Source organism: Pseudoalteromonas aquimarina (genome assembly GCF_049257255.1).
In the GTDB taxonomy this organism is placed as follows: domain Bacteria; phylum Pseudomonadota; class Gammaproteobacteria; order Enterobacterales; family Alteromonadaceae; genus Pseudoalteromonas.
Genome location: NZ_JBMMUG010000003.1, coordinates 498,871 through 512,486, shown reverse-complemented (window position 1 = coordinate 512,486; position 13,616 = coordinate 498,871). Strand labels below are relative to the sequence as shown.

The window sequence follows — 13,616 nt, the reverse complement described above, 5'->3', positions numbered from 1 at the left end:
ACGAGAATTAGAATTGGTAAGTCACCCGCAAAGCAGTAAAGATATTAGCAAAATTATCATCCGCTAGGTTTTTACCGTCAAATGTACCAACTGAAAACCCCACTCGGATTGAATCATACACTTTAAACTCGTTATCCATCTCTAAATACAAGCTAGTGTGTGATGTATCTAAATATTGATAATCGGTCATTACCTGAGCAATGCCCGCTTTTAAGTTCATTCGCCAAAATTCTTGAGTTGAGTAAATACTGTATTGTGGTGCTAAAGTCAGAGCTGAGATGTTTCGCTCCCATTTTAGACATACAGAACTATTTTTTTCATTGCAGATTTTATCATCTATTCCTAAACCACGTTTATATCCAGCTTCAACTCCCCAATTTTTATTAAAATGATATGCTGCTGCGAGATCAACTGAATAAATCATATCACCCAAAACGTCGTCATTAGATGAGACACCACCGATGCCCAAAGCGACATAACTGTAGTTATTATTTTGTTGGGCAGTAGCATTTGTAGTTAGACTTAACATTACAGCGCTAAAGAGAATAAAGCGTTTCACAAAATTTCCTTATTACTATCTGAATTGACGCACCCCTCAACATTTAGTTATACCCATAAAGCTATGGTGTAAAACATACCTGCACAATATCGAAAAGCAATTAATATCAGTGTGTTAAAATATCGAGATGCAATATCCAATTATTTCAGTATAATAATATCACACCATGAAAATAACAATGAAAATAATAAGGATTATCATATTTATGAAAAGGACTGTTTTTGTATGTGGTCTTTTTGCGAGCTCTCTAATGCTTGCAGCATGTACACCTCAAGATGGTGAAGGGTTACCTAGCCAAGTGATTTTTACAAATGTTGATATTCAAATACTTCCAGTAGATAAACAAGGTTCATCAGCTATCGCGCGCGCTCAAGTGCATATGAACAATGAACGGTCAATAAAAATGAATACATTATCAGTATCTATCGCTGATAACTATCAAACTCATCAACAAAATCAACAAAATCAACAATATCCTTGGCCTGAAATTCCCGAAGACTCTCCGATAAACACTTTTGATTACTATCTTTTTGAAGGTTTGTACTATACACATTTTAGTTTATTTGGTGACTATTATAATGAACAACAAACGTTCAAAATTACGACTTCAAATAAAGTTTTTGCTGCTATAAAATCCAGCATTACTCATCAAGGTGCTCCTTTTTTCACAACAGATTTGAGCTCGCAAGATTTTTTACCCGGTGATTCACTATCAATTAACTGGCAAAATAATACAAACCTCAACATCGATACTTTTTGGTTAACAGGGTGCGGGATTAGAGAAGCACAATCAATAGAGAATCTGTCCCCTCTCGAAATTTCGTTACCGGAGTCACATTTACTCAAAGATCTTGATATGGAAACTGGTAAGGAGCTAGATCACTGCATACTTTCAGTGTATTTAGTTGGCCGAAAAAAAGTAAATGTAAATGAACGTTTTGCAGGTGGCCACATAAACTTACAAGTTTTTAGCTTACCCACAACAACTAAAATTCTACTCGATTAGCACACTGGTCAACTAAATAAATTCATTGGTGCCACCTTCAAGCCCAGGCACCAATTAAGCTAGACTAAACTTATAAATATTCTAGCGATTTCATCAACTAGCATGCACAGATTTTTTACACAATACACTGATATTAGTATCTCTTCATTTACTAAAAAACACGGATTTATCATCCAAAGCTAGAACCTTTTATGCAAACTGATAATCTTCAAGGCAGTCTTGCTTTCAGCACCTAATAGCATATCAAATAAAGGCCTATGAGACTGACTAGAGGATTATCAGAGTCACTAATTTTTATTTATATTTTACTCTTTATTTTATTAATAACAGGTACCCACGGACCTTTGGTTGGTACTCTAGGAAGAGTTGCTAATAGGTCTTCTTTTGATTGTATCGAATCAAAAAAAGGGAATGCATACTTTTGTATACTGCTTTCAATTTGCTTCAATGATTCAATAGCTTCACTTTCTGTGCCTACTTGCCAAATTTTCCACTTTGTTGGCTGAATAGGGTATTCATCTGTTAACCCCCCGCCAAACATTTCAGGTAAGTGCTTAGGAAAAGCTAAAGACGTAAGCTCGTCCATTTCATCTATATAACAGCCGACAAATAGCTTCAGATGCTCTGAATATGAAATAGTTGACGAAATCATATAATAAATATCGTTTGGTCCTTCTTTAAGATAATCAAAACCATTAACTAACTCATAGCCATGTCTATTCATCATTGGCGTAAGAGATTCTTTTGCTAAATTTTTTAGTTGTACTTTATTTGTCATAGTTACTTCTCATAGACAGACACTATAAAACTGAAATAGCTCGAAACTAAGCAATCGTTAACTCAGAATATTTTGATTTTAGTTTTCCTGCTTTTTTAATATCAAATTAATATTTTAAGCTATACAAAATTAATTAGCGCCAATCAATCTTATCAATTTTAGGTAATGTTGAGGGAGTATATAACGCATCTTGGTTAAGCGTTTTGACTTCTTCCGTGGCAAAACGGTGATTGACACGTTTACGCGCTAGTTTAGCAAGATCAGTACCACTCAAAACAAGGTTACTATAGTGCAGCGAGTTGGTTTGACAGAAATTAACCTTACCTGCAATAAGATCTTCTTCAGCGATTGCTTCATAGTCAAAACTTGCAAAAGACTTTCTGCCACATCGATTACATTCAAATGTGGTTCTTAGCTGGCTATTAGGTTGTTGCCCTTTAAGTATTTGGTAATTCACTGTAGGCAGATTTAGTATTTCAACATAATCCGTTTCTTGCCCCTTGTACAAAATAGGTTGTGTCACAAAGGCCACATCTAGGTGAAGGCTAATATTGTCGAGCAGCGCTTTTGAATAATAATAAATCCTTGGCTTAGTATTTGAAAAATACCCCACACCATTTTTAAGCAGATTACCGCTTTCCAGCAAAACATCTGTTCTGTCGCCGATTGGGAAATCACACCCTTGGCAAATACCTTTTTCATAAAGTGTCGCACCTTGATTTTTTAACCAAGCGCTTGTAATAGGCTCTATTTCATACCATTGTGCATGGTTAGCGCTGTCATTCGCAATTAACTCCAAATGTGCTTCGCCATCACCATATTGAAAGCAAATTGTTTCATAAAGCAGTTCTTTAGCTTCGTCTAAATCGTTATGAGAAACAGAAATCGATTTTGCTTTTTGTAAAGAAAGGTGATGCAGCCCATTTGACTGATGCCAGTCGACAAGATAGAACTTTCCTTCACTCATAATTGCTTCCTATATTCTTGTTCTAAGTTCTCACTAAAGTAGTCATGCTCTAATATCAGTCTCGACTTTACTGTATATTTCTTAGAGGGTAATCACACTCAGGATTGCTATGCATATTAATACTCTGCCAATGCTTCTTGTATGATTTTCTTGGTATCTGATATGAGCTTTTCTAGCGGCTCTGGGTCTTCACCTTCATACGAAATCACGGCGTCAAATGACTTTGCTAATGCGCAGCTTGCAACCATAACCGCAGCGCAATCTTTCATGCTGCCATACCAACAAAAGCTAATACAATAGTCTCTCGCCCCTATCATAGACAACACATCTTCATCGCCTTCATGAACTTCTTCCGCTGGTTCGTAAAAAATTTCAAAGCCTACGTCATCTTCAGTTTCGCCCCAGATACAAGGGGAGAAGCCTTCATCTTCAAACGGCGTTAACTCAGGGTCAATTTGTATTTTAAAATCAAAGCCTAAGTCGTCAATGGCTTGCTGCCATTGTTGTTGCGTGGGTACTTTACCTTTCTCTAAAAAAGCATATTGGGTATTTGACATAAAATATCCTTTTAATTGTCTAAATTGCTTAGTGATTTACTTAATATTCTTTCTTTTATTTCTTGAAAGTTATCGCGATTTTTTTCGTCAATAAAAAAACGCTCTAACAACTCTTCACGGGTATCCACCCCATCAAGCCATGGAATCGCCACTTTATCGATTCCCAATAATATCTCTTTTAATGCATTGATAATCTCCGCTTCATCCCTAACTTTCCAGTATTTGTGGCCTATGTTAATGTCGTTGTCTCGAAGCCCCCCTCCATTTGTGATACCTATTTTTTTAGGAAATTGAGAAAAGTCGTAAACTGCATTTATTTCTGGAACCCATGCAAACACGTTAACCCTCAGGTTTTCGCCACTGCTCAGAATGTAAAAACTGATAAAGTGATAAATGCCATCAACACCTTCTCGGAAAAATGTCATTGACGCTTTACTATTTTGAGAAAACCCTCGAGCTTTCATTTCAGGTATAAACCAAGGTTTTGCTAATTTTTTAATTTGTGCCAGTGTTGTCATAATTCTTCGCTAATCACTCTTGTAGTGAATATGTGAATTCAAAAATAACGCTATTCGCTAGTGCCTGACTTTTGCCTGCAATGGGTGAATTTATCATCGAAACGGTTAGAAATTCAATTGTTTTTGTATAGAAAATCAATGCGTTAAAAACATAATAAGCAGATCGCATCACCTGGATCAGTTTCGATATTAGCTTACTACTTTTCCCATCAAACAGTTCTGCCTCTAACAACCTCATTGAAATGTGCTTAAACACCATTGCCTGTTTATTGTTTAATCTTACTTTAATAACGCCGCTTTTAGCTTTCATAGCTTCAATTGTTTGTGCCGTAATGTCACTATATGCAAGGGTATCTATTCTTTCCGACCTACTCCGTTTCAACTTAGCGTGTCGCTTTAATGCCAGCTTGAGTTAGCATATCTGCAATCGTGTCATTCTTTTTGAACGAACCTGTGCCTACTGTCGCTTTTTCAAGCTTAGGCAAATGAGTTAATAGGCTAAAATCTGAAGGTTGCATTTTCGTCGTGCAACTAAAATAGAATGTTTTTAATTGCTTGCATGGAGCAATGCCTTCCACAGAGGTTAAACCACTTAGTTCATAAAGCGAAATATCAGTGAGCATTGTCGCCTGCTTCAGATTTGGCAATGAGGTCACATGTTTTAGATAATATAGTTTTAACCCAATTAACTGCGTAAACTCGGTTAAAAAAGCCAAATTATCAAGCGTTCTTATCTCAGAAATGCTTAGATGTTTCACATGCTTAATAGCAAGCACATCGTTAAATAGCTTTTTGGGCATAAGATCAAGTGATAATTCCTGTAACACGTCAAGCCGACTTAGCGCATCAAATGTGTTTATTTTTACCCCTGCTAACCCTAGAGATTTAAGCTGAGACAGCTGCCCCACTGTTTCAAAACATTTTGCATGCCCATGAATTGAGAGTTCTTCTAATTCTAAATGGTGTGATAAAAAAGCAAGCGATGGTCTTTTTGATTTGGTTTTGCCTAGGTGTAAAGACACGAGTGAGCGCGGTAATTGTGCTAAAAATTCAAAGGACGTGATACTTTCGATACTCAAATGCAAATGCGTTAACTTTGTAAGCTGCGCAATTTTTTCAATATTATTTGCCGCACGCAGGCAATTCGCCCAAAGCTTACTCAAGTTGGGTAATAAATCTAAAAAAGAAAAGTCACATTCAGAATCATAAAAACCGTAAACACGCAGCCAAATATCGGGACGTGAAAACAATACTTTATCGTTTAACACTTGCCATGTGGTGTTTGAAAACCCTTTGTTAGTTTGGATACAGTGAATATCTGGGTTATTAGCAATTAGCTCTGCAACCTGTTCGTTTAATTCACTGCTTAATTGAACAGTACCATCAGAGCAAAATACCCCGTCTGCAAGCACAACAACTTCATTCATAACTAATCCCTGTTATTTTCTTAAACCTAATAAATGCGCTGCTACAAGTTAAAATGCGCAAAGAACAGTTATTAGGCTATTGAAGCAAATTACTGATGTAAATGGAAGCTGCGCCCTGCAATATCCACATTAAAGGTTTCAATGGCGCCGCGTTTTTGCATGGTTACAAACACGGTTTTGCCGTCTTTACCACCAAACGCCACATTAGTTGGAAATTGCCCTTTTAGTTTTATTTCTCTTAGTAATTTACCTTCAGGAGAAACCACCGTAATAACACCTGCACCGTAGCGTGCAATATATAAGTTACCTGCTTTATCTGTACGCATTCCATCAAGGCCAAAATCATCAAATTCAATCAGCAATTGTTTATTAGAAACATTGCCTTGGCCGTCAAGGTCATAACGCCATACTTTGCGTTGAATACTCTCATTTACATACAAAGTGTTGTTATCTGGGCTTACTTCAACACCATTGGTGGTGCCCATATTCGCCTCTAATAGACTCGTTTCACCTTGTTGGTTTATACGCCATAAATTACCTGTGCTGGTTTGCCAGTTTGGGTCGCTCGCAAATAAAATACCGTTATCCATAATGGCGAGATCATTTGGTTGATTCATTTTTGCATTGTGGGCAAACACCTTAACTTTGTCTGTGAGTTCGCCGCCTTGCGCTAAGTCTTTCGCAGCTATTGTTAGTACATTGTGATTAACGTAGTCAGCAATATACATGTTGCCTTTTTTATCAAAGCGAATGCCATTACCGATAGAGCCATTTTTAAGCGTAACGAGCGTCTCAACTTTATCTTTACCAAGCACTTTACCTATAGTGCCTTGGTGATTGTAATTCACCGCATATAACAGACCTTGCGAGTCAACTGCAGGGCCCTCTACGCCATTGGTAAACGCATTATCTTTCACCCAGTCACTGGTCTCAAATAACCTGCTACTGCTTGCATGGGCGGCAAATAATGCCAGAATTAGTGCACTTGCTATGTTTAATTTCATTGTTATTCCTTATTGTTCGGTGCAAGCAAGATAGAGATCTCGCATTGGATAAATACCTGCAATCACAAGTTCATCAGTGAGTTTTTGTAAATCAAGCAACTGCTCGTCTAACCCGGTTCCTTTTATTTCACCTTTACAACTACTTATCACCTGTTGTGAAAGCCCAATAAATTGCGTTAGTGATATAAGCGTCGGTTTTAGCTCGTTTAATTTTTTACTTGATGAGAGGGTTTCAAGCCCCATTTCAAGGCCTTTTTGCCATTTAATTAATTGATCATCTAATTGCGTGAGTGAATTAACATCGCCCGCGGTATAGGCTAATACCCAGCGTTTAATTTGGCGTACTTGCTCACTTTCAACATTTAAATAATCAACAAATAAATTAAGTGGCGCCTCTTGATGATATTCATCGTTTAAATATTTAATATGGTGGCGCGTATAGTAATGAGCAGGTTCAAGCAGTGCTGCCATCGTGTTAAGAAGCGCTAAGGTAGTGGCTTTTTCTTGTTTACTAAGCGACTTAGAAAGCAGACTTTCAAAGCCACTTTGTTGCTGCGAAAAGTGCGCTGCCCCAATCACATTTGCAGCAAATGAATTGATAAAAGCCAAGCGCAAATACATGCTGTTTTCATCTGTATTGTCTTTATTTGACCACAAGCGCTCGCTTATCACATACAAACGTGGCCAAATGCGCAAATCAATATTGTCATCGGTCACCATCTCGCTCCAAATAGTCGCTTCAGCACCCAATATATTCGCTGCATTTGAGCTTTTTAATGGTTGGGATAGCGATACGGGTGATGGCGTGTTAAGTATTGATAATTTAACTGGGTAACGGCTATTACCAATCATCACAGCGCTATTTTCGCCCTTTAAATCAAATTCAAAGGTCAATGGCCCCATCCAACTGTCCATTTTGGCTTTAAATGCATTTGTTGCGTGATTAGGTGTTTTATTAACTAATGCCAACTGATGGTGGTTATTGTTAAGTTTAATTAAAACTTGCTCACCTAAAACAACCAACTCACCTTTAACATCGCTGCCTTTTAAGCGGTCAATCACAAACGACTTTGCCAATACCTGCGGTTTTGATAAATCAACCTGTGGCAATTTGCGTAGTGGATCATTGCGATAGTGATAATCGCTGTATTGCGGCTGATCAATATAAAACCCTGTCGATAAAATACCTAAATGGCCGCTATTAGCTACTTCATTTAATGAGTCATGACCGCGCCATGATTGCACCACAATATCTTTTGGTAAATCTTGATGAAAAATCTCATCCCAGCCCATCATTATGCGCTGGTGTTTAGCAATAATAGGTTGAATTTGGGTATTAAAATAATTCTGTAAATCATGGCCATTTTTAAGGGAGTGCTTGGCCATTAGCGCTTGAATATCTTTATTATTTAACCACTGCTCAGGTTCCACTTCATCACCGCCAATATGTAAATACTTATCAGGGAAAATAGCTGTCATTTCTTCGATTAAACTATCGACAAACTGGTATACCTCAGGTTTTGAAATATCAAGTAACGGCTTAAATACGCCCCAATGACGCTCCATATCATAGGGCTTTACCTCTGCCATAAGCTCAGGGTATGCAACAGCAATGGCACTTGCATGACCCGGCATACCAAATTCAGGCACCACTCGAATACCTAACAGAGCGGCATACTCAATAACAGCCTTTACCTCACTTTGGCTGTAATAGAGGCCATCTGATGCCTTTTGCGTAAGCTTTGCAAAGCGTTTACTTTCAATGCGCCAACCTTGATCGTCCGTTAAATGCCAGTGCAGCACATTTAATTTGGCCGAAGCCATGGTGTTTAGCTGACGTTTAATTGTGTGAGTTGATAAAAAATGCCTCGCACTATCAATTAATAACCCACGCCAAGCAAAACGTGGCGAATCAGTAATCGTTACATGGGGTATTATCAGTTGATTATCAAAGTGGTTTGCCGCAAGTTGTGTGAGTGTTGTTAAACCATGCTGCGCGCCAAACACGGTATTGGCGTTTAGTGTGATGCCATTTTGGTTAATCACTAATTGGTAACTTTCGTCGTTATTGAGCTGTGGCACCAGCAAATCGCTTTCCTTGTCGCGCACAATGACTTTAAGGGTTGCGTTATCTGGCGTTTGCTTTTTGTTATTTGCTAAGTCTATTAAGGTGATTTTGTGCTTTGCTATACGTGTTAAGTGCATCTCTAAACGCTTGGCTTGAAATTCTTTTCGCTGGTCACTAACCCCTTCAAATAAAAATTCAATTTGACTAGATAAACGCAGTTCACCCGCTTGCCTCTCAAATGATTGTGGTTGTGGCATTAAGCTGGTTTCTGCAAAAAGTAATGAGCTAAACAGCAATAAACTACACAGCTTTAAAAATACACATGCTTTATTAATAAAATGTATCGACACCTAAACACTCCTGGTTCGAAAGTTTGGGAAGAAAATGAGTTGGGATAAGCGCACCATGCTGCTTAATCACCGAAGCCGCTACCTTATGCGCAAAATGCACGGCACTTTGCGTATCACGCCCAAATAACATTGCCGCTAAAAAACCTGCGGCAAACGAATCGCCCGCGGCGCAGGTATCAACAACTTGCTTTTGGGCAAGCTGCTCTGCTGCCACATAAAGCAATGAATCTTTGCCAACTTCTTGAATCACACAGGGCGCTGCACCTTGCCGAATAACAAGAGTTTGCCTAGAACTTTTTCCTTTGAAGTGTAAGTCAATTATATCGCTCACCGACTGCGTGCCATAAACGGCATATTCATCGTCATTGGTTAAAAATGCGATGTCGGCAAGTGCCATTAACGAAAAGTAATCATGAATGGGCGATATCGACTGCCAAAGCGCTGGGCGATAATTATTATCAAAATAGATAATGCCTCCCTTCGCTTTAAATTGGTGCAGTGCATTTATAAGGAAAGCGCGTTGCTTTTCATCTAAAATGGCAAGGCTGATACCCGACAGATAAATGGCATCCACTTGTTTTGTTTCAAGTGCAGTAAGTAGTGTGTGTGACAAAGAAAAATAATCCCTAGCCGCACTATTTTGCCTATCGAAACGAAAAGAGCGCTCGCCGCTACCACAAACATCAACCCAGTATTGCCCTAATGTTTTGGTTGGGTGGCGCTCAACAAAATCAAGCTGCATTCCAGATTGTGTTATTAACGCTTTTAGCATTTCACTTTGGTTATCCGTGCCAATTGCCGTTGCGTAATAAATTTGAATAGGTTTTTCGCTCTGCGAAGTTATGAGTTGACTCAGGTAATAGGCAGTATTAAAGCTATCGCCACCAAAAAACACATCGCCATCAGCGCGATGCTCAATCATACACTCGCCTAAAAACACAATGGAATTAAATGGTTGCAACATCACATTAGCTCCACTGTATTTTTCTGCACTATTTTTGATGGCGTTTTTACTTGTGTCACTAGGCTCACAACAACGCCAAAAAACGCACCGCTGATCACCGCAGGTATTGAAGGGTTTCCAAAAAGTGCGAGCCACGTGGGGTTAAAACCTATCAGCGCTGCCGTTAATGTACTCGCCACTAAAATTGCAATACTGCCTTGCCATGTAAGCTTTTGCCAAAAACGACCAAGTAGCCCCATCACAAACAAACCACACAGTGCGAGCGAGATCATTTTAGTGATGTAGGTAATGATATTATTTGATAAAAGGGCAAATAACAGTGCGATGGACACGGTTAAAATCATGGCAAAACGTGACAATAAAAGTTGTTGTTTATCAGTGAGAGGTTGCTTGCTCAGTGATTTTTTGAAAAGCCAAGCATAAATATCACTGACAAATACGCTCACACCAGCGATAGCATCGGAGCTTGCGCTTGAAAGAGTCGCCGATATGCCCGCTAATAAAATAAGCCCGCCCAGTAGGAGTGGTAGAGTATTAAGTGCAATATACGGAAAAGCATACGCGGGATTCACTAAATCACCCTTAATCAAATAAGCACAAATACCGATAATTGCTGGTACTAATGAAAATCCTAGATAAAGTACACCCGACATCACAAACGATTTGCGAATACTGTTTACACTGTCACCTGAATAGATACGCTGGCGAAATGAAGGGGTGGCCATTACCCCAACTAATACTGCAAATGACATAGAGATTGCTGGAATAAGGCCGATATTCTGATAAGACAAAAAACCACTTCCGTTAACCAGTTGGTTGTTTTGTACCGCTTGCCAACCACCGACAGAATCAATCGCAAAATAGGCCATTAATAAAAAGCCTACAAATAGAATCACCGCTTGAATGGCATCGGTCCACACCACTGCAGAATAGCCCCCTAGCGTGACATAAATGGCAAGGCCAATGCCGATAATTAGCTTTGCAGTGGTATCATCTATGCCCGTAAGCCAAGCTAAATACATGCCACCGCCAATTAAATGCGCACCTAACCAGCCAATACTTGCGGCATAAATAATCAAAGCAAGTATTTTTTTTACAAGCGCGTTATTGCCAACATAGCTCGCAAGCTCTTCACTCATGGTGGCAAATTGCTGTTTGCGCACTGGTGCAAATACCCACGCCAATAACAGTATTCCCACTGCGCCACCTATGCCGTAAAGCGCACCAGCCCAAGCATTTTGATAGGCAAAACCCACAGCCCCCATAGAAGAGCCGGTGCCGACCATAGTTGCAACAGTGGTGCCGAGTGTGAGAAATAAAGGTACTTTTCGCCCAGCTAACAAAAAGTCGCTACCCGATTTTTGCCAGCGAGAAACAAACCAACTAATTGCAATCATGGCAAGCAAATAGGCAAAAAATGCAGCCAGAAACGTCATTTGTTGTGATGTCATAAGTGCCCCTATTTTTTATTATTCTTTTAAGGTTTTAGTTCCCTTATTGACCTTTGTAGCAGGTCACATCCACTTCCACTTTACAGTCGACAACCAGGTCTGCCACCATACAAATGCGCGCAGGCGGGTGCTCACCAAATACTTCTGCAAACACTTTATTAAATGACTGAAAATAACGAGAGTCAGTTAATACCACCGAAACATGGGTTACTGTTTCGAGGCCGTACCCGGCTTCAGTCATAATGTCGATGCAGTTTTGTATGGCAAGACGCGATTGCTCAATAATGCCGCCTTCAACAACTTCGCCATCGCGCATCGGGGTTTGTCCTGAAACTTTTAACCAACCACCCGCTTCTACTGCGCGTGAAAAAGGTAAATGTTGGCCACCTGTACCTGTGCCGCCTTCTGCGCCAATACGTCTAATTGTCATAATTTCCTCTTTTAAATGCTGCGTTGAGAACCATCTCTCAACATTTCAAAATTCTTATTTAGTACACGCTAATATTAAGTGCGTGATAAAAATCGCCCGGCTCTGCCATATTGCGTAATGCTTAGATCATCAAGACCCTCAACAAAGCTTTCTTCACCATTAACCCATACATGTTTAATGCCTACCGATTGCGCAATAGGATTATCAAATGTTGCATTGTCTTTTATGGTGTTAGCATCAAATAGCACTAAATCGGCGAAGTAACCTTTGGCAATTTTGCCGCGTTTATTGAGCTTAAACTTTGATGATGGCAGCGCTGTCATTTTGTAGATAGCCAATGCCAACGACAGCGTTTGCTGCTCTCTTGCGTAATGCCCTAATACTCTTGGGAACGTACCCCATAAACGCGGATGCGGGTGTGGATCGCACGGCAAACCATCCGAGCCAATCATGCTGTTTTCATAGCTTAAAAACTGTTTTACATCATCTTCTAACATACAGTGGTAAACCGCACCTGCTGGCATTAATTTTTTAGCAGCTTCCATTAATGGTAATTGCCAAGCCTTTGCAATATCAGACAGTGTGCGTTTTGCCATTTCAGGATGGGTTTCAGACCACGTAATATAAATTTCAGTACTGTCTGTTACTTGATTTAAATCGAGTGTGCTTGAACTTGCAGCATATGGGTAACAGTCACAGCAAACTGGTTGTGATTTTCGTTTATCTTCTAAATGCGCTAAAACCTCTGCTGCACGGCCCCAATTCTCAATGCCTGCGCATTTTAAATGAGAAATAACCAGCGGCAGATTTGCTTGTTTCGCTGTTGCAAACGCCTCATCCATTGCATCAATAATGCCTTGAAACTCAGTGCGCAAATGGGTGGTATAAACGCCTTCAAAAGGCGTAACTTGTGCTGCTAGCCTGTTTACTTCGTTACTGCTTGATGCTTTAGCATTTGGATAAGCAAGGCCAGTGCTTAACCCTAATGCGCCTTGTTCCATTTGAATACGCAGTAAAGACTGCATTTGGGTAATTTCATCTTCTGACGCTGGTTTGCTCAAATCATTCATCACTTGCGCACGAAGGCTAGTATGGCCAATTAACTGGGCAAGATTTACGCTGGGCTTTGCCCTTTCAAAAGCATTTCTAAAATCAGCTAAATTGGTGTATTTGAAATCTGCTTTTTGTCCCAATAAATTAATAGGATCAACGGGTTCAATATCTGTAACACAAGGCACACTACTAATACCACAATTTCCTGCAATTACCGTAGTTACACCTTGACTTACTTTGCACAGCATATGCGGGTTACGGATCACTTCTAAATCGTCATGGGTGTGCACGTCGATAAACCCTGGGGCTAATGTTAACCCTGTTGCATCAATGACTTGCTCTGAGTAGAAGTGAGAACAATCACCTAGCTCAATAATGCGCTCACCAGCTATAGCAACATCGCCAACAAACCATTCATTTAGCTCGCCCGTGTAAACAGTCGCATTACGAATAACAGTGATATTAAAGTTGTTATCACTCATCT

Annotated in this window: 13 protein-coding genes; 1 reads left to right on the top strand and 12 read right to left on the bottom strand. The window is 39.6% G+C overall.

Features of this window, described 5'->3' with window-relative positions:
- Positions 1-7: 7 nt before the first annotated feature.
- Positions 8-559, bottom strand: coding sequence for an outer membrane beta-barrel protein (locus AAEU29_RS10265; RefSeq protein WP_421973236.1), 552 nt, complete (start codon positions 557-559; stop codon positions 8-10).
- A 205-nt stretch (positions 560-764) separates the two neighbouring features.
- On the opposite strand from AAEU29_RS10265, the gene AAEU29_RS10260 reads away from it, so the two are divergent.
- The gene (locus AAEU29_RS10260) at positions 765-1,565 is read left to right on the top strand and encodes a hypothetical protein (RefSeq protein WP_421973235.1); all 801 of its coding nucleotides are present in this window, start codon (positions 765-767) and stop codon (positions 1,563-1,565) included.
- Between the two features lie 298 nt (positions 1,566-1,863).
- On the opposite strand, the gene AAEU29_RS10255 is transcribed toward AAEU29_RS10260, so the two are convergent.
- The 11 genes from AAEU29_RS10255 to AAEU29_RS10205 form a co-directional block, all read right to left on the bottom strand.
- On the bottom strand, positions 1,864-2,343 hold the full coding sequence (locus tag AAEU29_RS10255; protein ID WP_421973234.1) for a hypothetical protein: 480 nt from the start codon (positions 2,341-2,343) through the stop codon (positions 1,864-1,866).
- A 133-nt stretch (positions 2,344-2,476) separates the two neighbouring features.
- Positions 2,477-3,310 (bottom strand): hypothetical protein, encoded by an 834-nt coding sequence (locus AAEU29_RS10250; RefSeq protein ID WP_421973233.1) that lies wholly within the window; start codon positions 3,308-3,310, stop codon positions 2,477-2,479.
- Between the two features lie 116 nt (positions 3,311-3,426).
- Complete coding sequence (locus AAEU29_RS10245) at positions 3,427-3,867, bottom strand: hypothetical protein (RefSeq protein ID WP_421973232.1); 441 nt, start codon at positions 3,865-3,867, stop codon at positions 3,427-3,429.
- A gap of 11 nt (positions 3,868-3,878) precedes the next feature.
- Positions 3,879-4,385, bottom strand: a complete 507-nt coding sequence (locus tag AAEU29_RS10240) for a hypothetical protein (RefSeq protein WP_421973231.1) — start codon at positions 4,383-4,385, stop codon at positions 3,879-3,881.
- Between the two features lie 383 nt (positions 4,386-4,768).
- Positions 4,769-5,812 (bottom strand): leucine-rich repeat domain-containing protein, encoded by a 1,044-nt coding sequence (locus AAEU29_RS10235; RefSeq protein ID WP_421973230.1) that lies wholly within the window; start codon positions 5,810-5,812, stop codon positions 4,769-4,771.
- A gap of 89 nt (positions 5,813-5,901) precedes the next feature.
- On the bottom strand, positions 5,902-6,816 hold the full coding sequence (locus tag AAEU29_RS10230; protein ID WP_421973229.1) for an SMP-30/gluconolactonase/LRE family protein: 915 nt from the start codon (positions 6,814-6,816) through the stop codon (positions 5,902-5,904).
- A gap of 9 nt (positions 6,817-6,825) precedes the next feature.
- On the bottom strand, positions 6,826-9,234 hold the full coding sequence (locus AAEU29_RS10225) for a beta-N-acetylhexosaminidase (protein ID WP_421973228.1): 2,409 nt from the start codon (positions 9,232-9,234) through the stop codon (positions 6,826-6,828).
- Entirely contained in the window at positions 9,215-10,156 is a 942-nt protein-coding gene (locus AAEU29_RS10220) for a sugar kinase (protein ID WP_421973227.1), read from the bottom strand. Before AAEU29_RS10220 ends, AAEU29_RS10225 begins: the two co-directional genes overlap by 20 nt.
- Positions 10,157-10,197: 41 nt before the next feature.
- Positions 10,198-11,649, bottom strand: coding sequence for a sodium:solute symporter family protein (locus tag AAEU29_RS10215; RefSeq protein WP_421973226.1), 1,452 nt, complete (start codon positions 11,647-11,649; stop codon positions 10,198-10,200).
- Between the two features lie 43 nt (positions 11,650-11,692).
- Entirely contained in the window at positions 11,693-12,079 is a 387-nt protein-coding gene (locus tag AAEU29_RS10210) for a RidA family protein (protein WP_054980188.1), read from the bottom strand.
- Between the two features lie 74 nt (positions 12,080-12,153).
- Entirely contained in the window at positions 12,154-13,614 is a 1,461-nt protein-coding gene (locus AAEU29_RS10205) for an N-acyl-D-amino-acid deacylase family protein (protein ID WP_421973225.1), read from the bottom strand.
- Positions 13,615-13,616 lie beyond the last annotated feature (2 nt).

What these genes read in the sequence shown, in the direction of transcription:
- AAEU29_RS10220 (WP_421973227.1), bottom strand. Translation starts at nt 10,156, where the DNA reads ATGATTGAGCATCGCGCTGATGGCGATGTGTTTTTTGGTGGCGATAGC.
- AAEU29_RS10255 (WP_421973234.1), bottom strand. Translation starts at nt 2,343, where the DNA reads ATGACAAATAAAGTACAACTAAAAAATTTAGCAAAAGAATCTCTTACG.
- AAEU29_RS10205 (WP_421973225.1), bottom strand. Translation starts at nt 13,614, where the DNA reads ATGAGTGATAACAACTTTAATATCACTGTTATTCGTAATGCGACTGTT.
- AAEU29_RS10230 (WP_421973229.1), bottom strand. Translation starts at nt 6,816, where the DNA reads ATGAAATTAAACATAGCAAGTGCACTAATTCTGGCATTATTTGCCGCC.
- AAEU29_RS10210 (WP_054980188.1), bottom strand. Translation starts at nt 12,079, where the DNA reads ATGACAATTAGACGTATTGGCGCAGAAGGCGGCACAGGTACAGGTGGC.
- AAEU29_RS10250 (WP_421973233.1), bottom strand. Translation starts at nt 3,310, where the DNA reads ATGAGTGAAGGAAAGTTCTATCTTGTCGACTGGCATCAGTCAAATGGG.
- AAEU29_RS10235 (WP_421973230.1), bottom strand. Translation starts at nt 5,812, where the DNA reads ATGAATGAAGTTGTTGTGCTTGCAGACGGGGTATTTTGCTCTGATGGT.
- AAEU29_RS10215 (WP_421973226.1), bottom strand. Translation starts at nt 11,649, where the DNA reads ATGACATCACAACAAATGACGTTTCTGGCTGCATTTTTTGCCTATTTG.
- AAEU29_RS10260 (WP_421973235.1), top strand. Translation starts at nt 765, where the DNA reads ATGAAAAGGACTGTTTTTGTATGTGGTCTTTTTGCGAGCTCTCTAATG.
- AAEU29_RS10245 (WP_421973232.1), bottom strand. Translation starts at nt 3,867, where the DNA reads ATGTCAAATACCCAATATGCTTTTTTAGAGAAAGGTAAAGTACCCACG.
- AAEU29_RS10240 (WP_421973231.1), bottom strand. Translation starts at nt 4,385, where the DNA reads ATGACAACACTGGCACAAATTAAAAAATTAGCAAAACCTTGGTTTATA.